The 18,851-nt window shown below is 54.1% G+C and carries 22 protein-coding genes; all 22 read left to right on the plus strand.

Annotation, left to right across the window (positions count from 1 at the left end; translation table 11 throughout):
• The first annotated feature begins 126 nt into the window (after positions 1-126).
• The 22 genes from GT3570_RS05620 to flgB all read left to right on the plus strand — a co-directional run bounded on the left by GT3570_RS05620 (position 127) and on the right by flgB (position 18,849).
• Complete coding sequence (locus GT3570_RS05620; RefSeq protein WP_011230695.1) at positions 127-459, plus strand: putative DNA-binding protein; 333 nt, start codon at positions 127-129, stop codon at positions 457-459.
• 17 nt (positions 460-476) lie between these two features.
• Positions 477-1,817: a signal recognition particle protein gene (gene ffh / locus GT3570_RS05625; protein ID WP_011230696.1), complete on the plus strand. Its 1,341-nt coding sequence runs from the start codon at positions 477-479 to the stop codon at positions 1,815-1,817.
• A 94-nt stretch (positions 1,818-1,911) separates the two neighbouring features.
• Positions 1,912-2,184: a 30S ribosomal protein S16 gene (gene rpsP / locus GT3570_RS05630; RefSeq protein ID WP_011230697.1), complete on the plus strand. Its 273-nt coding sequence runs from the start codon at positions 1,912-1,914 to the stop codon at positions 2,182-2,184.
• An 11-nt stretch (positions 2,185-2,195) separates the two neighbouring features.
• A complete protein-coding gene (locus tag GT3570_RS05635) occupies positions 2,196-2,432 on the plus strand; it encodes a KH domain-containing protein (protein WP_011230698.1) in 237 nt (78 codons plus the stop codon).
• An 88-nt stretch (positions 2,433-2,520) separates the two neighbouring features.
• On the plus strand, positions 2,521-2,907 hold the full coding sequence (locus tag GT3570_RS05640) for a YlqD family protein (RefSeq protein WP_011230699.1): 387 nt from the start codon (positions 2,521-2,523) through the stop codon (positions 2,905-2,907).
• A gap of 15 nt (positions 2,908-2,922) precedes the next feature.
• A complete protein-coding gene (rimM, locus tag GT3570_RS05645; RefSeq protein ID WP_015374399.1) occupies positions 2,923-3,441 on the plus strand; it encodes a ribosome maturation factor RimM in 519 nt (172 codons plus the stop codon).
• Positions 3,441-4,175 carry a tRNA (guanosine(37)-N1)-methyltransferase TrmD gene (gene trmD, locus GT3570_RS05650; RefSeq protein WP_011230701.1) on the plus strand — a complete coding sequence of 245 codons (735 nt, stop codon included), beginning with the start codon at positions 3,441-3,443 and terminating at the stop codon, positions 4,173-4,175. Before rimM ends, trmD begins: the two co-directional genes overlap by 1 nt.
• Positions 4,176-4,310: 135 nt before the next feature.
• Positions 4,311-4,667 carry a 50S ribosomal protein L19 gene (gene rplS / locus GT3570_RS05655; protein WP_013145772.1) on the plus strand — a complete coding sequence of 119 codons (357 nt, stop codon included), beginning with the start codon at positions 4,311-4,313 and terminating at the stop codon, positions 4,665-4,667.
• Positions 4,668-4,786: 119 nt separating this feature from the next.
• On the plus strand, positions 4,787-5,341 hold the full coding sequence (gene lepB / locus GT3570_RS05660) for a signal peptidase I (RefSeq protein ID WP_011230703.1): 555 nt from the start codon (positions 4,787-4,789) through the stop codon (positions 5,339-5,341).
• Between the two features lie 12 nt (positions 5,342-5,353).
• Positions 5,354-6,220 (plus strand): ribosome biogenesis GTPase YlqF, encoded by an 867-nt coding sequence (gene ylqF, locus GT3570_RS05665; RefSeq protein ID WP_062898525.1) that lies wholly within the window; start codon positions 5,354-5,356, stop codon positions 6,218-6,220.
• A gap of 85 nt (positions 6,221-6,305) precedes the next feature.
• The gene (locus GT3570_RS05670) at positions 6,306-7,088 is read left to right on the plus strand and encodes a ribonuclease HII (RefSeq protein ID WP_011230705.1); all 783 of its coding nucleotides are present in this window, start codon (positions 6,306-6,308) and stop codon (positions 7,086-7,088) included.
• Between the two features lie 18 nt (positions 7,089-7,106).
• Positions 7,107-8,654: a flagellar hook-length control protein FliK gene (locus GT3570_RS05675; protein WP_011230706.1), complete on the plus strand. Its 1,548-nt coding sequence runs from the start codon at positions 7,107-7,109 to the stop codon at positions 8,652-8,654.
• Complete coding sequence (locus GT3570_RS05680) at positions 8,651-8,938, plus strand: EscU/YscU/HrcU family type III secretion system export apparatus switch protein (RefSeq protein ID WP_011230707.1); 288 nt, start codon at positions 8,651-8,653, stop codon at positions 8,936-8,938. The genes GT3570_RS05675 and GT3570_RS05680 overlap by 4 nt, the downstream gene beginning before the upstream one ends.
• Before the next feature lie 115 nt (positions 8,939-9,053).
• Positions 9,054-10,214 carry an ADP-forming succinate--CoA ligase subunit beta gene (sucC, locus tag GT3570_RS05685; protein ID WP_011230708.1) on the plus strand — a complete coding sequence of 387 codons (1,161 nt, stop codon included), beginning with the start codon at positions 9,054-9,056 and terminating at the stop codon, positions 10,212-10,214.
• A 17-nt stretch (positions 10,215-10,231) separates the two neighbouring features.
• Positions 10,232-11,134 (plus strand): succinate--CoA ligase subunit alpha, encoded by a 903-nt coding sequence (gene sucD, locus GT3570_RS05690; RefSeq protein WP_011230709.1) that lies wholly within the window; start codon positions 10,232-10,234, stop codon positions 11,132-11,134.
• Between the two features lie 321 nt (positions 11,135-11,455).
• Positions 11,456-12,337, plus strand: coding sequence for a DNA-processing protein DprA (gene dprA, locus GT3570_RS05695; protein ID WP_014195444.1), 882 nt, complete (start codon positions 11,456-11,458; stop codon positions 12,335-12,337).
• Positions 12,338-12,415: 78 nt separating this feature from the next.
• Positions 12,416-14,491 carry a type I DNA topoisomerase gene (topA, locus tag GT3570_RS05700; protein WP_011230711.1) on the plus strand — a complete coding sequence of 692 codons (2,076 nt, stop codon included), beginning with the start codon at positions 12,416-12,418 and terminating at the stop codon, positions 14,489-14,491.
• 95 nt (positions 14,492-14,586) lie between these two features.
• Complete coding sequence (gene xerC / locus GT3570_RS05705; RefSeq protein ID WP_021321701.1) at positions 14,587-15,489, plus strand: tyrosine recombinase XerC; 903 nt, start codon at positions 14,587-14,589, stop codon at positions 15,487-15,489.
• Positions 15,490-15,512: 23 nt separating this feature from the next.
• Positions 15,513-16,055, plus strand: coding sequence for an ATP-dependent protease subunit HslV (hslV, locus tag GT3570_RS05710; RefSeq protein ID WP_062898526.1), 543 nt, complete (start codon positions 15,513-15,515; stop codon positions 16,053-16,055).
• Between the two features lie 17 nt (positions 16,056-16,072).
• Entirely contained in the window at positions 16,073-17,467 is a 1,395-nt protein-coding gene (gene hslU / locus GT3570_RS05715) for an ATP-dependent protease ATPase subunit HslU (protein WP_013523393.1), read from the plus strand.
• A 16-nt stretch (positions 17,468-17,483) separates the two neighbouring features.
• Positions 17,484-18,263, plus strand: a complete 780-nt coding sequence (codY, locus tag GT3570_RS05720; RefSeq protein WP_011230715.1) for a GTP-sensing pleiotropic transcriptional regulator CodY — start codon at positions 17,484-17,486, stop codon at positions 18,261-18,263.
• A 196-nt stretch (positions 18,264-18,459) separates the two neighbouring features.
• Entirely contained in the window at positions 18,460-18,849 is a 390-nt protein-coding gene (gene flgB / locus GT3570_RS05725) for a flagellar basal body rod protein FlgB (RefSeq protein WP_011230716.1), read from the plus strand.
• The last annotated feature ends 2 nt before the right edge of the window (positions 18,850-18,851 follow it).

Raw genomic sequence — 18,851 nt, forward strand, 5'->3', positions numbered from 1 at the left:
GTTACGTCCACGGGGGTGTAACCGATAAGCCCTTTGTCCGTTCCATCCCTTGACACCTTGCCGAAAAGACGGTACACTACATTTTTGTAAAGGTATTTTACTTAACAATGAGGGAGGGAGAGTCCGGTGCTGGAAAAAACGATGCGCATGAACTATTTATACGATTTTTACCAAGCGCTGTTGACGCCGAAACAGCGCAACTATATGGCGCTTTACTACTTGGACGACTACTCCCTCGGGGAAATTGCCGAACAATATGAGGTGAGCCGCCAGGCGGTGTACGATAACATCCGGCGTACAGAAGCGATGCTGGAGCAGTATGAAGAGAAGCTCGGGCTGCTGCGAAAATATGAACGGCGGCGGCAGATCATCGAGCGGCTGAAAGACTACATCAGCCGGCGCTACGGCGCTGACGCCGAATTGGCGGCGCTAGTCCGCGAGCTTGACGAACTTGATTAAAAAAGGGGGTGGCCGCCATGGCGTTTGAAGGACTGTCTGAACGTTTGCAGCAGGTGATGAACCGCATCCGCGGCAAAGGGAAAGTCACCGAAGCGGATGTCAAAGAGATGATGCGCGAAGTGCGCCTTGCGCTTTTGGAAGCTGACGTCAACTTTAAAGTCGTCAAAGATTTCATCAGACAGGTGAGCGAGCGGGCTGTCGGGCAGGAAGTGATGAAAAGCTTAACGCCGGGCCAGCAAGTGATCAAAATCGTCAAGGAAGAGCTGACGGCGTTAATGGGCGGTGAGCAAAGCCAAATCGCTGTCGCGAAGAAACCGCCGACCGTTGTGATGATGGTCGGGTTGCAAGGGGCCGGGAAAACGACGACCACCGGGAAGCTGGCCAACTTGCTGCGCAAACGGCATAACCGGAAGCCGCTTCTGGTGGCTGCCGACGTTTACCGCCCGGCGGCGATCAAACAGCTTGAGACGCTTGGCAAGCAGCTCGACATGCCTGTCTTTTCGTTAGGCGAGCACGCCAATCCGGTTGAAATCGCGAAACAGGCGCTCGAGCGGGCGAAAGAAGAGCATTATGATTACGTGCTCATCGACACAGCCGGCCGCCTCCACATTGATGAAGCGCTCATGGATGAACTGAAGCAAATGAAAGAAGCGGTCAAGCCGGATGAAATTTTCCTCGTCGTTGACGCCATGACCGGGCAAGATGCCGTCAATGTCGCACAAAGCTTCCATGAGCAGCTCGGCATCACCGGGGTGATTTTGACGAAGCTGGACGGCGACACGCGCGGCGGGGCGGCGCTGTCGATTCGCGCCGTCACCGGAGCGCCGATCAAGTTTGCTGGGATGGGCGAAAAACTTGACGCTTTGGAGCCGTTCCATCCGGAGCGAATGGCGTCGCGCATTTTAGGCATGGGCGATGTCCTGACGCTCATCGAAAAAGCGCAGGCGGCCGTCGACGAAGAGAAGGCGAAGGAGCTCGAACAAAAAATGCGCACGGCCACCTTCACGCTTGACGACTTTTTGGAGCAGCTCGGCCAAGTGCGCAAGCTCGGACCGCTTGACGAACTGATTAAAATGCTGCCGGGCGCCAACAAAATCAAAGGGCTCGCCAACATCCAAGTCGATGAAAAGCAAATCGCCCGCGTTGAGGCGATCATCCGCTCGATGACGAAAGAAGAGAAAACGCATCCGGAAATCATCAACGCTAGCCGCAAAAAGCGGATCGCCAAAGGAAGCGGCACGACGGTGCAGGAAGTAAACCGGCTTTTGAAGCAATTTGACGAGATGAAAAAAATGATGAAAATGATGACGAATATGCCAAAAGGGAAAAAGAAAGGATTCCGTTTTCCATTTATGTAAATGAAGATCTGTTAAGCGAAAAACCTTTACAAACGGAAAAAGAATTGTTAATATACTATCTTGTGTGAACTCTATACGGAGGTGCGTACTGACTATGGCAGTAAAAATTCGTTTAAAACGCATGGGGACAAAGAAAAAACCATTCTATCGCATCGTGGTAGCTGATTCGCGCTCGCCGCGCGACGGTCGTTTTATCGAAACGATCGGCACGTACGATCCGGTCGCTGAGCCGGCGCAAGTGAAAATCGATGAGGAATTGGCGCTCAAATGGCTGCAAAACGGCGCCAAACCATCGGATACGGTGCGCAGCTTGCTGTCGAAGCAAGGCATTTTAGAGAAGTTCCATAACTTGAAATACGGCAAATAAGCGAGATGCACATGAAGCCGCTCATTGAAACGATCGTCAAGGCGCTTGTCGATCATCCGGAGGCGGTGGCGGTTGAACGCCGCGAAGAAGAGACGGCCGTCATCTATGAGCTGTCCGTGCATGAAGACGACACTGGCAAAGTGATCGGCAAACAAGGGCGGACGATCCAGGCGATTCGCACGGTCGTTGCCGCCGCCGCGGCCGGATCGCCAAAGCGGGTTGTTGTGCAAGTGAAAGACAAAGGGTGAGGATGTTCCTCTCCCTTTTTTGATATGATGCCAAAGGGCGCAAAAATGGCCCGGGTGCCGTTCATTCCGTGTCAAAAGGGGGAAGAGGATGAAGCTCATTCAAACGGTTGAGGTGCGGCAAATCGTCACCGAACGGAGCAAACAAGAGCTTGCCGCCGCGTTTTTGGCGCGCAAGCAGCAGCTCGAGCGCGAGTGCGACCAGCTTCGTTTTGAACAGAAACGAATGGAGAAAAGCGGAAACTATCCGCCCGCTTTAGTGAAACAATATTTTGCCAAAGAGATCGACGAGCGGATGGAGAAAATGAAACTGCTTGAGTTTCAGCTCGAACAATTACATATGCTACCGTTAGGGAGCGAATTGAAAGAGCGGGAAGTCGAGGCGCTCGTTGAGGTGAACGTCGGCGACCGTTGGGAAGAGGTGACAAAAACGCGCGCCATCATCATTGAAGACGGCGTCGTCAAAGAGATTCGCTAAGAAGGGATGAAAGCGATGGAACGATGGTTTAATGTCGGAAAAATTGTCAATACGCACGGCATTCGCGGCGAAGTGCGCGTCATTTCGCGCACCGACTTTCCTGAAGAACGGTATAAAAAAGGAAACAAGCTGTACATTTTCCGCGAACGGGACACGGAACCGATTGAAGTCACGGTGAAAAGCCACCGCGTCCATAAATCGTTTGACTTGTTGTCGTTTGAAGGCTATGACAGCATCAACGATGTGGAACGGTTTAAGGGAGCGATGCTGAAGGTGCCGGAAAGCCAGCTCGGCGAACTCGCGGAAGGGGAATATTATTTCCATGAGATCATCGGCTGCACTGTCGTGACAGAAGGCGGGGAGACCATCGGCGCGGTAAAGGAAATTTTGACTCCAGGGGCGAACGACGTCTGGGTCGTCCGGCGCGAAGACGGATCGGAAGCGCTCATTCCGTACATTGACGAGGTCGTTTTGCACGTCGATCCGGATCGGAAAACGATCATCATCCGGCCGATGGAAGGGCTGCTCGAGTGATGCGGATCGATATTTTAACGTTGTTTCCCGGCATGTTTTCCGGGGTGTTGAGCGAGTCGATTTTAAAGAAGGCGCAAGAAAAAGGGGCCGTCGACATCCGCCTTATTGATTTTCGCGAGTTTGCCGACAACAAGCATAAAACGGTCGACGATTATCCGTATGGCGGCGGCGCCGGCATGGTGCTCAAGCCGCAGCCGATTTTTGACGCGGTGGAACACGTGACGGCTGGATCGCCTGGCGCCCGCATCATTTTGCTTTGCCCGCAAGGCGAGCGCTACACGCAAAAAAAGGCGGAAGAGCTGGCGAAAGAAACGCATTTGGTGCTCATTTGCGGCCATTACGAAGGGTATGACGAACGCATCCGCCAATATTTAGCAACCGATGAAATTTCGATCGGCGACTATATTTTAACAGGCGGGGAACTCGGCGCCATGGTCATTGTCGACAGCGTCGTCCGTCTTCTCCCCGGGGTGCTCGGCAATGAGGCGTCGCCGGTCGATGACTCGTTCAGCTCCGGGCTGCTTGAGTATCCGCAATACACAAGACCGGCCGATTTCCGTGGCATGAAAGTGCCGGATATTCTGCTTTCTGGCAACCATCAGCTCATCGCCGAGTGGCGCGAGAAGGAATCGCTCCGGCGCACGTTTTTGCGCCGTCCGGACTTGCTCGATGAATATCCGCTTACAGACAAGCAAAAGCAATGGCTGAAAGAGTGGGAAAAGGAGCGCGAATAGCTATTGCCTGAGTCAACAGTTTATGCTATCATGTCTTTTGTGTGACCTTAAGCGATTGGCTTGAGGATGGAAAACGATGTTCCGCTGCAATGAAGAGATCATTGGCATGAACATCTGTGGAAGGAGTGGATCATGATGCATCATTTAATCCAAGAGATTACGAAAGAACAACTGCGGACGGATTTGCCGGATTTCCGCCCGGGCGACACGGTGCGCGTTCATGTGAAAGTCGTCGAAGGCAACCGCGAACGCATCCAAGTGTTTGAAGGTGTCGTCATTAAACGGCGCGGAGCGGGCATCAGCGAAACGTTCACGGTCCGCAAAGTGTCCTATGGCGTCGGCGTTGAGCGCACATTCCCGGTGCATACGCCGAAAATCGCCAAGCTGGAAGTCATCCGCCGCGGGAAAGTCCGCCGCGCGAAATTGTACTACTTGCGCGAACTTCGCGGCAAAGCGGCGCGCATCAAGGAAAATACGAACGCAGCGCAATAATGGACAACGGTGGATCACAGCGGAAAAGGAGCTTGCTTTCAAGCTCCTTTTTTCACTACCGCCAATGATGATTACGGTAGTGATCCACGACTGCAAACTTTGATTTAGGTGGGTGGACAATGGAACAGAAAAAAAGCGAATGGCGTGAATGGATGAAAGCGATCGTCGTTGCCGTCTTGCTCGCCGGGGGCATCCGCTACTTTATTTTCGCTCCGATCATCGTCGACGGTTATTCGATGATGCCGACATTACATAACCATGAGCGGATGATCGTCAATAAACTGGCGTATAAAATCGGCATGCCGCACCGTTTCGATATCATTGTTTTTCACGCCGAAGAAGGGAGAGACTATATTAAGCGAGTCATCGGCCTGCCGGGCGACCGAATTGAATACAAAAATGATACGCTCTATATCAATGGCAAGCCGTATGAAGAGCCGTATTTGGACGAGTATAAAAAGCAGTTGTCCGACGGCGGTCCACTGACGGAATCGTTCACTTTGGAGGAACTGACCGGGCGAAGCACGGTGCCGCCGGGGCATTTGTTTGTCATGGGCGACAATCGCCGTTTCAGCAAAGACAGCCGCCATATCGGCTTCATTCCGATGTCCAAAGTCGTTGGCAAGGCGAATCTTGTGTATTGGCCGTTGGCTGACGCCCGGATTGTGAAATAAACGAGGCAGGTGATGCCAATGACAGTGATTCAATGGTTCCCCGGCCATATGGCGAAGGCCAAGCGGGAAGTGCAAGAAAAATTAAAGTTGATCGACGTAGCGTTTGAGCTGCTTGACGCCCGTGTGCCGATGTCCTCGCGCAACCCGATGATCGACGAGATTCTCGGACAAAAGCCGCGCCTCATTTTGCTCAATAAGGCTGATATGGCCGATGAGGCGGTGACCGAACAGTGGATCCGCTATTTCCACGATCAAGGGCGGCTGGCTTTGCCCATCGATGCTCAAAGCGGAACAGGAGTCCGGCAAATCGCGGCGGCAGCGAAAGAGATGGTGAAAGACAAATTCGAGAAAATGCGGGCGAAAGGGATTAAAAAACCGCGCCCGGTTCGGGCGCTCATCGTCGGCATCCCGAACGTCGGCAAGTCGACGCTGATCAACCGGCTCGCCGGCCGCCATATCGCGAAAACCGGCGACAAGCCGGGGGTGACAAAAGCGCAGCAATGGATCAAAGTCGGCAAAGAAATGGAGCTGCTTGATACCCCAGGCATCCTATGGCCGAAATTTGAGGATGAGGACGTGGGCTACAAGTTGGCGGTGACCGGCGCCATTAAGGACGAAATTTTAAACTTGCAGGATGTCGCCGTCTATGCGCTCCGCTTTTTGTCGACTCACTATCCCAACCGGCTTGCGGAGCGCTACGGCCTTGATGACATTCCTGATGACATCGTCGCCTTGTTTGACGCCATCGGAAGGCGGCGCGGCTGCTTGACGTCAGGCGGCGCTGTTGACTACGATAAAGTGGCTGACATCGTTTTGTATGACATCCGCACGGAAAAATTAGGCCGCTTAAGCTTTGAAACGCCCGCTTCACGGACGTAGCGCGTCCGGCGGGCGTTTTTTGCCGGCGGTGCTTTACGGTCGGCCAAACAGAGCCGATAGTAATAAGTAGAAGAGGGAGAGGAGCATGAAGCGGTATACGGTGAAAGACATTGAAGCGCTGCTTCCGAAGCTTGGCGCGGACGACCCGCGCTGGGAGATGCTGCGGCAGGATGAGCGAAAAAGCGTGCAGGCGCTTCTTGCCCGTTTTGAAAGGCAGAAAGCGCGCCGGCACGCCATCGAGCAGCGGTGGGAAGAACTAATGCGTTATGAGAGGGAACTATACGCCGCTGGCGTTAGACGGATCGCCGGCATTGATGAGGCCGGGCGCGGCCCGCTGGCCGGCCCGGTCGTCGCCGCCGCGGTCATCTTGCCGAAAGACGCCTATTTGCCGGGGCTTGACGACTCGAAGCGGCTGACGCCGGAAAAGCGCGAGGCATTGTTTGCGCAAATTGAAGCGTGCGCCGTCGCCATCGGCATCGGCATCGTCAGCGCGGCGGAGATCGATGAAAGGAATATTTACGAAGCGACAAGGCAAGCGATGGCGAAAGCGGTGAACGCCCTTTCCCCGCCGCCTGAACATTTGCTTGTTGATGCGATGGCGGTGCCGTGCCCACTGCCGCAACAGCGCCTCATAAAAGGAGACGCCAACAGCGCTTCAATCGCCGCTGCGTCGGTCATCGCCAAAGTGACGCGCGACCGGTGGATGAAAGAACTGGATCGCCGCTATCCACAATACGGGTTCGCGCGCCATATGGGCTACGGAACGCCGGAACATTTCGAGGCGATCCGCCGCTACGGCGTTACGCCTGAGCACCGTCGTTCGTTCGCACCGGTGAGGGAGGTGCTGAAGGCGAGCGAGCAGCTCTAGAAGAAGGGATGGGACGAAATGGTCGAGCGCATGGAGCGGACAATGCCAACGACCGCTGTCCGCGACGCGACATCCAGCCGGCGGTTTCAGCCGGGGCAGGCCGTCGTCGGCCGAGTGGAGCGGGTCGAGGAGATGGAAACCGGGGAGCGGGCGGCGCTCGTCCGCGCTGGCGGACAGCTTGTGCGCGCCCGTTTGGAGGCGCCGCTTGCCGTCGGACGTTTGTATTTGTTTGAAATTCACGAACGACAAGGAACAATTTATTGGAAAGCCATTCCCCTTTCCGAACCGGCGTCTGCTCCGTCAGGTGAAGAGGCGGTGCGCCGGTGGCAAAAAGCGTGGAAACTGCCGGATGCGGCGCTGCCGGTGCTCCGCCAAGCGCTGAAAGCTGGCGCGGCTGCAACGAAAGAGGAAATTGCCGCACTGACTGAAGCGGTGAAAGAGACCGGCCAGCCGGACGCGGCCGAAGACGTGCTCGCCCATTTGTTTCGCCGCCGGCTGCCGTTCTCTTCAGCCGTGTTTCGCGCGCTATGGGCAGCCAAAACCGGGGTGCCGCTCGCTGAGGGGTTGGGGAAACTGAAAGCGGCCATTGCCGCCCTTTCCGCCCATCCGGCGGCGCTTGAGCTCAGCCGGGCGATGGAGAAGTTTCTTTCACCGCCGCTGTCCGCTTACGAGGCGGCCGTGCGTTTGTTGCTGTCAGGGGAGGAAGAGGCCGAAACGGCCCGCGCGCTTCTTGCCCGCCTTGGGCTCGCCCCGTTGCCGGAGGACCGCCGCTTGGCGCTTCGGGAGGCGGTGCAATGCCGCCGGTTTGTCGATATCATTCGGCAGCTCGGCTTGACGGACGAGGAGGCGTTTTTGGAACAGTGGGCAGCTCTTGATGCTGCCTATCAAAGCGGAGCGCTGCCCGCCGCGGAAGCGAAGTTGTGGGCGGCCGCTCGAGCGACGAGAGATCCGGCGCTGTCGCTGTTTTGCTGGCTGAGGCGAGCGGCCGTGCGGCTTGGGCTTGAGGACGAGGCGGCGCTCGTCCGTGTTGGGAAAATCGAGGATTTGCCTTCCGCCCCGTCGTTGAAACGGCTGCTTCTTCGCTTTCTTCATGAATCGGGGAGCGAAGGGGCCAAGAGGGCGGCCGAAGCGATTCTCGACCAGCTCGATGGCATGGCCATCGCTGCTGGCGGCGATGGGCTCATTGAGCACGTATGGATTTCGTTTCCATTGCCGCTTGGCGGCCGCAGCAGCGATTTTGCTGTGTGCTGGCAAGGAAGGAGGAAACAAGGCGGGCCGCTTGATGCCGATTACAACCGCATTGTTTGTTGCCTGACGCTTGAAGAGCTGGGAGAGGTGATCGTTGATATGCGCGTGCAACGACGGATCGTCCACATCTCCATTTTTCACGATGATCCGCGGTTGGCGGTTGCTGCCGCTCGGATGGCTCCGCTTGTCAAAGAGCGGTTTCAGGCGCACGGCTATGCGCTTTCAGGCATTGATGTAAAGGCAACGCGTTCCGCCCCTCCTCCGCCTTCCGTTTTTCTGTTTGCCGACAGTTGCAGCGAGGTGGATTGCCAAGCATGAACGAGGAGCGGAAAAAAGCAGTCGCCTTGTCTTACGATGCGGCACTTGACGCAGCTCCGATCGTCAAGGCGAAAGGGGTTGGCAAGGTCGCCGAAGCGATCATCGCCGCCGCCCGGCAGCACGGCGTGCCGATTCGCCAAGATCCGACGCTTGTTGAGCTGCTGGGGAAAGTGGAGATCAACGAAATGATCCCGGAGGAGCTGTACGCCTTAGTGGCTGAATTGTTCGCGTTTTTGTATCAGCTTGATCAGGAAGCGAAAGGAGAAAGAGCGGGGAAGGGGTAATTTTCCTATTCCCCGCTTTCTTAATTTTGCGGCGAAACGGTGGACAAGCGCGAAATGTTAGGTATAAAATGAAAGCGCTAAGACTTTTTTGATTTTATACATAGGAGGTTGGCGCATGAACATTCATGAATACCAAGCAAAAGAAATTTTGCGAAGCTATGGTGTGAGCGTGCCGAACGGCCGCGTCGCGTTCACGGTGGATGAAGCGGTCGAAGCGGCGAAAGAGCTCGGCGCGCCGGTGTGTGTCGTCAAAGCGCAAATTCATGCCGGCGGGCGCGGCAAAGCGGGCGGGGTGAAAGTGGCAAAAAGCCTCGAGGAAGTCCGTACATACGCCAGCGAATTGCTCGGCAAAGTGCTCGTCACCCATCAAACCGGCCCGGAAGGAAAAGAAGTGAAACGGCTGTTGATTGAAGAAGGGTGCGACATCCAAAAAGAATACTACATCGGCCTTGTCGTCGACCGCGCCACCTCGCGCGTCGTGTTAATGGGGTCGGAAGAAGGCGGAACGGAAATCGAAGAAGTGGCGGCGAAAACGCCGGAGAAAATTTTTAAAGAATACATCGATCCAGCCGTCGGGCTCCAAGCGTTCCAAGCGCGCCGATTGGCTTTCAACATCAACATTCCGAAGCATCTCGTCAACCAAGCGGTCAAATTTATGATGGGCTTGTACCAAGTGTTTGTCGATAAAGACTGCTCGATCGCCGAAATCAACCCGCTTGTCGTCACCGGCGACGGCAAAGTGATGGCGCTTGATGCGAAGCTGAATTTCGATTCAAACGCCTTATACCGCCATCCGGACATCCTTGAATACCGCGACTTGGATGAAGAAGACCCGAAAGAAGTCGAAGCGTCGAAATACGACTTGAACTACATCGCTCTTGACGGCAACATCGGTTGCATGGTCAACGGCGCCGGCTTGGCGATGGCGACAATGGACATCATCAAATATTACGGAGGCGAGCCGGCCAACTTCCTCGATGTCGGCGGCGGCGCCAGCGAGGAAAAAGTAAGGGAAGCGTTCAAAATCATTTTGTCCGACCCGAACGTCAAAGGCATTTTCGTCAACATTTTCGGCGGCATTATGAAATGCGATGTCATCGCGAGCGGCATCGTCGCGGCGACGAAGCAAGTCGGTTTGACGCTTCCGCTTGTCGTCCGGCTTGAAGGAACGAACGTTGAGCTTGGGAAAAAGATTTTGCAAGAGTCAGGCTTAAACATTATTGCGGCCGAATCGATGGCGGACGGAGCACAAAAAATCGTCGAGCTAGTACGTTAAGAAAGCGAGGGAGACACGTGAGCGTTTTTGTCAATAAAGACACGAAAGTGATCGTGCAAGGGATTACCGGTTCGCAAGGGCTGTTCCATACAAAGCAGATGATCGAGTACGGGACGAACATCGTCGGCGGCGTCACGCCGGGCAAAGGCGGCACGGAAGTCGAAGGCGTGCCGGTGTTTGACACTGTTTCGGAAGCGGTCGAAAGAACGGGAGCGAACGCCTCGGTCATTTACGTTCCGCCGGCCTTCGCTGCGGATGCCATCATGGAAGCGGTCGACGCGGGACTCGACCTTGTCGTTTGCATCACCGAAGGCATTCCGGTGCTTGATATGGTGAAAGTGAAACGGTACATGGAGGGCAAAAAGACGCGCCTCATCGGCCCGAACTGCCCGGGCGTCATTACGCCGGAAGAGTGCAAAATCGGCATTATGCCGGGCTATATCCATAAAAAAGGACATGTCGGCATTGTTTCCCGTTCCGGCACGCTGACGTACGAAGCCGTTCACCAACTGACGCAAGCCGGCATCGGCCAGTCGACGGCGGTCGGCATCGGCGGCGACCCGGTCAACGGCACAAACTTCATCGATGTGTTGAAGGCGTTTAATGAAGACGAAGAAACGTACGCGGTCATTATGATCGGTGAAATCGGCGGCACGGCGGAAGAAGAAGCGGCCGAATGGGTGAAAGCGAACATGACGAAACCGGTCGTCGGCTTTATCGGCGGGCAAACGGCGCCTCCGGGCAAACGGATGGGCCATGCCGGCGCGATCATTTCCGGCGGCAAAGGCACGGCCGCAGAGAAAATCAAAAAAATGACCGAATGCGGCATTAAAGTGGCGGAAACGCCGGCCGTCATCGGCGAAACGCTCATTTCTGTGCTGAAAGAACGCGGCTTGTACGAAAAATGCAAAACGCACTAATGGTTTGGCCCCGCACGTCCTCGTGCGGGGTGTTGCATATCATGCTATAGATGCAATTTGAAGCTTTACCATTTGCCGCTTTTACAGAGCAATTGGATCGACTGTCGGGCGACCGAACAACGCTGCTTAAAGACCCATGTATGGGTCTGTGAAGCGGGTGGCTGTTCGATCTTCCGTCACGCCAAGGCGTGACGAGGAAGCCTGCGGCTTGCCTCCGACAGTCGAAAAAATAGACAGGCGGCTTTTCCGTCAAGGATATGTTAAACGTTTTCGTTGCACCTATAGATCCATGTTGAAGGTGAAAAAAGAAAGGGGAGCAGTATGTACGATACGGTCCGCGACCGACTTATCCATCTCCATCATTGCCGCGGGGCGGGATGGAAGACGATTCATTCCTTGCTTAAGGCTGATCCGACGCTCACCGCTCCATTTTCTCTGCCTCCTCATGATCTCCGCCCGCTCGTTCCGCTTTCCGACGCTCAATGGACCGCTTTTTTTCATGATTTGCATTCCATCGATGTGCAACGTGTGATAAAAACATATAAGGGCCGGTGCATTCGTGTGATCACTGTATTTGATTCCGACTATCCACCGCTGCTTAAATATATATACGCCCCGCCGTGGGTGCTGTATGCAAAGGGGGACTCCGCTTTGCTTCAGGAGCGGAAACTGATCAGCATCGTTGGCACGAGGCGGCCGACGAAGGAAGGAATCGAAGCGTTGAACAAATTGGTGCCGCCGCTTGTTGCCGCCGGCTTTACGATCGTCAGCGGGCTCGCGTTTGGGATTGACGTGTGCGCCCACCAACTCGCCGTCCAGCATGGCGGGTCGACGATCGCCGTCATCGCCGGTGGGCTGGACCACATTTATCCGAAAGAACATCGACCGTTCGCCACCCGGCTGATGAACGAACAGTTGGTCATCGCTGAGCATCCGCCGGCAACGCGCCCACAGGCATGGCAGTTTCCCGCGCGCAATCGCATCATCAGCGGGCTGTCGCTCGGCACGCTTGTCGTGCAGGCGAAGCGAAAAAGCGGTTCGCTCATTACCGCCGCGTATGCGCTTGAGCAAGGGCGGGAAGTGTTCGCCGTCCCCGGCCCGATCGGTTTGGCGGAATCCGCCGGGCCGAATACGCTCATTCAGCACGGGGCAAAACTAGTGCAAGAAGCGGCGGACATTTTGGATGAATTCCCGTACGTGTAATGCACATGTTTGACAAATGCGGCAATAATCATTAATAATAATGAAGATTTCAATTTACCTCCTAGGGGTGGAAGATGGATGTCAGACTACTTAGTTATCGTCGAATCGCCAACGAAAGCGAAGACGATCGAACGATACTTGGGAAAAAAATATACAGTCAAAGCGTCGATGGGCCACGTCCGCGATTTGCCAAAAAGCCAAATGGGCGTTGATATAGACCACGGCTACGAGCCGAAATACATTACGATCCGCGGCAAAGGCCAGGTGATCAAAGAGTTGAAAACGGCGGCGAAAAAAGCGAAAAAAGTGTTTCTTGCCGCCGACCCCGATCGCGAAGGAGAGGCGATCGCCTGGCATTTGGCCCACATGCTCGATCTGGACATTCACTCTGATTGCCGCGTTGTCTTTCATGAGATCACGAAGGATGCTATTCAGCAATCGTTTCAGCAGCCGCGCGCGATCAATATGAATCTTGTTGACGCCCAGCAGGCGCGGCGCGTGCTCGACCGCCTCGTCGGCTATAACATCAGCCCGCTCTTATGGAAAAAGGTGAAAAAAGGATTAAGCGCCGGCCGCGTCCAATCGGTGGCGCTGCGCCTCATCATCGATCGGGAACGAGAAATTCGCGAGTTTCAGCCGGAAGAATATTGGACGATTCAAGCGACGTTTCAAAAAGAAGGAGAGACGTTTGCCGCCTCGTTTTACAGTATTGACGGACAAAAGCGCGATTTAAAGACGGAGGCGGATGTGAAAGCCGTGCTGGACCGCTTAAACGGAACGGCATTTGCGGTGAAAACGGTGACAAAACGAGAGCGCAAGCGCAGCCCCGTGCCGCCGTTTACGACGTCGTCGCTTCAGCAGGAAGCGGCGCGCAAACTGAATTTCCGGACGAAAAAGACGATGATGATCGCCCAGCAGCTGTACGAAGGAATCGATCTTGGCAGCGAAGGGACGGTCGGTTTGATCACGTATATGCGCACCGATTCAACGCGCGTCGCCGAGACGGCGCAGCAAGAGGCGGCGGCATATATCGAGGCGACGTTCGGCGCTATGTATGTCAACCAGGAAAAGCGGAAAGAGAAGAAAAGCACGAACGCCCAAGACGCCCACGAAGCGATTCGCCCGACATCGGCATTTCGCGATCCGGACAAAGTGAAACCGTATTTGACGCGCGACCAGTTTCGGTTGTATAAACTCATTTGGGAACGGTTCATCGCCAGTCAAATGGCGGCCGCCGTGCTTGACACCATGAGCGTCGAGTTGGAAAACAACGGTGTCGTGTTCCGCGCCAGCGGCTCGAAGGTGAAATTTCCAGGGTTTATGAAAGTGTATATTGAAGGAACGGACGATCAAACGGAAGAGCAGGACCGTATCCTCCCGGATTTGGAAGAAGAGGAAACGGTTGAGAGCGAAACGATCGAATCGAAGCAGCACTTTACTCAGCCGCCGCCGCGCTACACGGAAGCCCGCCTCGTCAAAACGTTGGAGGAACTCGGCATCGGCCGCCCGTCGACGTATGCCCCGACGCTTGATACGATCCAAAAACGCAACTATGTCGTCCTTGAGAACAAGCGGTTTGTCCCGACCGAGCTCGGCGAAATCGTTGTAGAGCTGATGCTCGAATTTTTCCCGGAAATTATCGATGTCGAGTTTACGGCGAAAATGGAAAAAGAATTGGACGAAATTGAAGAAGGGAAAGTGGAATGGATCAAAGTCGTCGACGAGTTTTACCGCGAATTTGAAAAACGGTTGAAAGTGGCGGAAAAAGAAATGCGCGCAGTTGAGATTAAGGATGAGCCGGCCGGCATTGACTGCGAGGTGTGCGGCAGTCCGATGGTGTACAAAATGGGCCGTTTCGGCAAGTTTATCGCCTGCTCGAATTTTCCGGAATGCCGCCATACGAAGCCGATTGTCAAAGAAATCGGCGTCAAGTGCCCGAAATGCCGCGAGGGCAACATCGTCGAGCGCAGCACGAAAAGAAAGCGGGTGTTTTACGGCTGCGACCGTTTCCCGGATTGCGACTTCGTCTCGTGGGATAAACCGCTCGCCCGCCCGTGTCCGAAATGCGCGGGGCTGCTTGTGGAGAAAGTGCTGAAAAAAGGTGTGCAAGTGCAATGCACGGCGTGCGACTATGAAGAGCGGCTAGAAGCTTGAATAGGCATCGGATACAATTCAGAATTTTATAAAAAAACAGTTGCATTCATGCGGATGAATATGGTACGATGTAGTAGCCGTTGCGGGGTGAGGCGATGGAGAATTCGAAACTTGCGTTACAATTATTCATGGAATATTTACAAATCGAGAAAAATTATTCACAATATACTATTGTGTGTTACCGGCGTGACATTGAGCAGTTTTTCCGGTTTATGGATGAGGAAGGAATCGGCGCGCTCAATGAAGTGTCCTACAGCGACGTTCGTTTATATTTGACGAAACTATACGAGCAACAGTTGGCCAGCCGTTCGGTCGCCCGCAAAATTTCGAGTCTGCGCAGCTTTTACAAGTTTTTGTTGCGCGAAGGGCGGGCGGCCGAAAACCCGTTTGCGCTCGCGACACTGCCGAAAAAAGAGCAAAAAATTCCTAATTTTTTATACCCAAAAGAATTAGAAGCATTGTTTCTTGTCAATGATGAAAATACGGCCCTAGGCCAGCGCAATGCGGCGCTGCTTGAGTTGTTGTACGCGACTGGCGCTCGGGTTAGTGAATGTTGTCACATACAGCTGTCTGATGTCGATTTTGTTGCGGAAACCGTGCTCATTCACGGCAAAGGAAACAAGCAGCGCTACGTTCCGTTCGGCCGTCCGGCCCGCGAAGCGCTTGAACGGTATATCCATAGGGGCCGACGCGAACTGACAAGAAAGCTGCCGGCGGACCACCGCTATTTATTTGTCAACGCCCGAGGCAATCCGCTCACGCCTCGGGGAGTGCGCCATATTTTGGATCGGATTGTCGAAGCCGCTGCGCTGACGCAAAACATCAGCCCGCACGTGCTTCGGCATACGTTTGCGACTCATTTGCTCAACGAAGGGGCCGATCTCCGTTCAGTGCAGGAACTGCTCGGTCATGCGCATTTGTCATCGACGCAAGTGTATACACATGTAACGAAAGACCGGCTGCGGCATATTTATTTGCAGGCGCATCCGCGGGCGTAACCCGCAGGCAAGGAGGGGAAATGATGGGAGCCTTTCATGCGACGACAATTTTTGCCATCCGCCATAACGGCGCATCCGCCATGGCTGGAGACGGCCAAGTGACGTTCGGCAATGCGGTCGTCATGAAGCATACAGCGAAAAAAGTGCGGCGGCTGTTCCAAGGAAACGTGCTCGCCGGTTTTGCCGGCTCCGTCGCTGACGCGTTTACGCTGTTTGAAATGTTTGAAGGCAAGCTCGAACAATGGAATGGCAACTTGCCGCGCGCGGCGGTTGAGCTGGCGAAAGAGTGGCGGAGCGATAAAGTGTTGCGCCGCCTCGAGGCGATGCTCATTGTTATGGACAAACAGCATTTGTTGCTTGTCTCCGGCACGGGCGAAGTGATTGAGCCGGATGATGGCATGCTTGCCATCGGCTCGGGCGGTCAGTATGCGTTGGCTGCTGGGCGTGCGTTGAAGAAGTACGCCGGCGGCTCGATGACCGCGAAAGAGATTGCCAAGGCGGCGCTCGAGATCGCTGCTGACATTTGCATTTATACGAACGGCCATATTATTGTCGAAGAGCTGTAAAAAGGAGGAGGCCGATGATGGCGGAAACGTTGACTCCACGGCAGATTGTCGAAAAGCTCGATCAGTTCATCGTCGGGCAAAAAGAGGCAAAAAAGGCGGTGGCGATCGCGCTTCGCAACCGGTACCGCCGCAGTTTGCTCGATGAAAAATTGCGCGATGAAGTGATGCCGAAAAACATTTTAATGATCGGCCCGACCGGGGTCGGGAAGACCGAGATCGCCCGCCGGCTCGCCAAACTCGTCGGCGCCCCGTTCATCAAAGTCGAAGCGACGAAATTCACCGAAGTCGGTTATGTCGGGCGCGACGTCGAATCGATGGTGCGCGATTTGGTGGAAACGTCAGTTAGGCTCGTGAAAGAACGAAAAATGAACGAAGTGAAAGACAGGGCTGAACAGCAGGCGAACAAGCGGCTTGTTGAACTGCTTGTTCCGGGCAAGCCAAAGCAGACAATCAAAAATCCGCTTGAGCTGCTGTTTGGCGGCCAAGGAGCCCAAGCGGACAACAGCTACAGCCATGAGGATGAACAGGTGGAACAAAAGCGGCGCCAAGTTGCTTGGCAGTTGGCAAACGGGCAGTTGGAGAACGAGATGGTGACGATTGAAATCGAGGAACAGACGCCGTTATGGTTTGACTTTTTGCAAGGGGCAGGCATTGAGCAGATGGGGATGAACATGCAGGACGCCTTGAGCAGCCTCATGCCGAAGCGGCGCAAAAAGCGGCGTCTCAAAGTGAGTGAAGCGCGCAAAGTGCTCATCAACGAGGAAGCGCAAAAGCTGATCGACATGGATGAAGTGACGCAAGAGGCCGTCCGCCTGGCTGAACAGTCCGGCATCATTTTTATCGATGAAATCGACAAAATCGCCCGCAGCGGAGCGGTGTCCGGCTCGGCCGACGTCTCGCGCGAAGGGGTGCAGCGCGACATTTTGCCAATTGTCGAAGGGTCGACCGTCATGACGAAGTACGGACCGGTGAAAACAGACCATATTTTATTCATCGCCGCCGGCGCGTTCCATATGGCGAAACCGTCGGATTTGATCCCTGAGCTGCAAGGCCGTTTCCCGATCCGCGTCGAACTTGCGAAACTTTCGGTCGACGATTTCGTAAGAATATTAGTCGAGCCGAATAACGCGCTCATTAAACAATATCAAGCTCTTTTGGCAACAGAAGGTATAAGTCTTGAATTTTCTGACGATGCTATTCGTAAGATTGCCGAGGTGGCGTTTGAAGTAAACCAGACGACCGACAACATCGGTGCGCGCCGGTTGCACACGATTTTGGAAAAACTGCTGGAAGACTTGCTGTTTGAGGCGCCGGACATCGGAATCGACAAGGTCGTCATCACACCGCAATATGTCGAGCAAAAACTCGGCAGCATCGTCAAAAACAAAGATTTAAGCGAGTTTATTTTATGAGGAGGAGATGAAATCAATGAACTTGCTAGAGAAAACGCGGAAAATCAACGCCATGTTGCAAAAGGCGGCCGGGCGGCCGGTCAATTTTAAAGAAATGGCAGAAACGCTTTGCGAAGTGATTGAAGCCAATGTGTTTGTCGTCAGCCGCCGCGGCAAACTGCTTGGATTCGCCATTAAACAATCGATTGAAAACGAACGGATGAAGCGAATGCTGGAGGAGCGCCAGTTTCCGGAAGAATACACGAAAAACTTGTTCAACATTACGGAAACGTCTCCTAATATTGATATTAATAGCGAATATACGGCGTTTCCAGTGGAAAATCGTGACTTGTTCAAAACCGGCTTGACGACGATTGTTCCGATCAACGGCGGAGGCGAGCGGCTCGGCACGCTCATTTTATCGCGCCTTGACCGCGAGTTTGACAATGACGATCTCATTTTGGCTGAATACGGTGCGACGGTCGTCGGCATGGAAATTCTGCGTGAAAAGGCGGAAGAAATTGAAGAGGAAGCGCGCAGCAAGGCGGTCGTGCAAATGGCGATCAGCTCCCTTTCTTACAGCGAGCTTGAGGCGATCGAACACATTTTTGAGGAGCTTGACGGAACGGAAGGACTGCTTGTCGCGAGCAAAATCGCCGACCGCGTCGGCATCACCCGCTCGGTCATTGTCAATGCTCTGCGCAAACTAGAAAGCGCCGGCGTGATCGAATCGCGTTCACTCGGCATGAAAGGAACGTACATTAAAGTATTGAACGACAAGTTTTTAAGCGAACTTGAAAAATTGAAATCGAGCTGAACGGCGCAGCCGCCTAAGCCCGCTGGGTATTTTGGCCCGGCGGGTTTTTTGTTTTGACAAACATCCTTGGCATCGTTTTTCTGTAATGGCATCGTCGAAAAATAGTACCAAGTTCCGTCTATACATTGGGTTTTCTTTCCCGTAAAATGAAAACTAGCAGAAATTGTCGAAAAATAGGAGAAAAGAGGGGATTCCATTGGCGCTCTTTTCAGCGACGATCGGTTGGCTTGAACAAGGGCTTCGCTACGCTGCGCTTCGCCAACAGGCGATCGCCGACAACATCGCCAACGCCGATACGCCGGGCTATAAGGCGAAAGATGTGCGCTTTCAGGCTGAATTGGAACGGGCGTTTCGGCTTGAGGCCAAACGGACGAATCCGAAGCATTTTTCGTTTCCAAACGAACAAAATGGAAAAATCATCGTGACGACGGACACAACGGTGAGTTACAATCATAATGGAAACAGTGTCGATATCGATCAGGAAATGTCAAAACTAGCAGAAAACCAAATTTATTACAATGCCTTAATCGAGCGGCTCAACGGCAAATTTACAACGTTGAAAACAGTGATTAAAGGAGGGAAATAACG

This window comes from Geobacillus thermoleovorans (genome assembly GCF_001610955.1).
Lineage (GTDB): Bacteria > Bacillota > Bacilli > Bacillales > Anoxybacillaceae > Geobacillus > Geobacillus thermoleovorans.

Bases quoted from the DNA above. Each gene is read 5' to 3' on its own strand.
- hslV (WP_062898526.1), top strand. From the start codon at position 15,513: ATGGGAGCCTTTCATGCGACGACAATTTTTGCCATCCGCCATAACGGC.
- lepB (WP_011230703.1), top strand. From the start codon at position 4,787: ATGGAACAGAAAAAAAGCGAATGGCGTGAATGGATGAAAGCGATCGTC.
- topA (WP_011230711.1), top strand. From the start codon at position 12,416: ATGTCAGACTACTTAGTTATCGTCGAATCGCCAACGAAAGCGAAGACG.
- GT3570_RS05675 (WP_011230706.1), top strand. From the start codon at position 7,107: ATGGTCGAGCGCATGGAGCGGACAATGCCAACGACCGCTGTCCGCGAC.
- trmD (WP_011230701.1), top strand. From the start codon at position 3,441: ATGCGGATCGATATTTTAACGTTGTTTCCCGGCATGTTTTCCGGGGTG.
- sucC (WP_011230708.1), top strand. From the start codon at position 9,054: ATGAACATTCATGAATACCAAGCAAAAGAAATTTTGCGAAGCTATGGT.
- GT3570_RS05635 (WP_011230698.1), top strand. From the start codon at position 2,196: ATGAAGCCGCTCATTGAAACGATCGTCAAGGCGCTTGTCGATCATCCG.
- rimM (WP_015374399.1), top strand. From the start codon at position 2,923: ATGGAACGATGGTTTAATGTCGGAAAAATTGTCAATACGCACGGCATT.
- rpsP (WP_011230697.1), top strand. From the start codon at position 1,912: ATGGCAGTAAAAATTCGTTTAAAACGCATGGGGACAAAGAAAAAACCA.
- GT3570_RS05640 (WP_011230699.1), top strand. From the start codon at position 2,521: ATGAAGCTCATTCAAACGGTTGAGGTGCGGCAAATCGTCACCGAACGG.
- hslU (WP_013523393.1), top strand. From the start codon at position 16,073: ATGGCGGAAACGTTGACTCCACGGCAGATTGTCGAAAAGCTCGATCAG.
- rplS (WP_013145772.1), top strand. From the start codon at position 4,311: ATGCATCATTTAATCCAAGAGATTACGAAAGAACAACTGCGGACGGAT.
- GT3570_RS05670 (WP_011230705.1), top strand. From the start codon at position 6,306: ATGAAGCGGTATACGGTGAAAGACATTGAAGCGCTGCTTCCGAAGCTT.
- dprA (WP_014195444.1), top strand. From the start codon at position 11,456: ATGTACGATACGGTCCGCGACCGACTTATCCATCTCCATCATTGCCGC.
- codY (WP_011230715.1), top strand. From the start codon at position 17,484: ATGAACTTGCTAGAGAAAACGCGGAAAATCAACGCCATGTTGCAAAAG.
- xerC (WP_021321701.1), top strand. From the start codon at position 14,587: ATGGAGAATTCGAAACTTGCGTTACAATTATTCATGGAATATTTACAA.
- GT3570_RS05680 (WP_011230707.1), top strand. From the start codon at position 8,651: ATGAACGAGGAGCGGAAAAAAGCAGTCGCCTTGTCTTACGATGCGGCA.
- ffh (WP_011230696.1), top strand. From the start codon at position 477: ATGGCGTTTGAAGGACTGTCTGAACGTTTGCAGCAGGTGATGAACCGC.
- ylqF (WP_062898525.1), top strand. From the start codon at position 5,354: ATGCCAATGACAGTGATTCAATGGTTCCCCGGCCATATGGCGAAGGCC.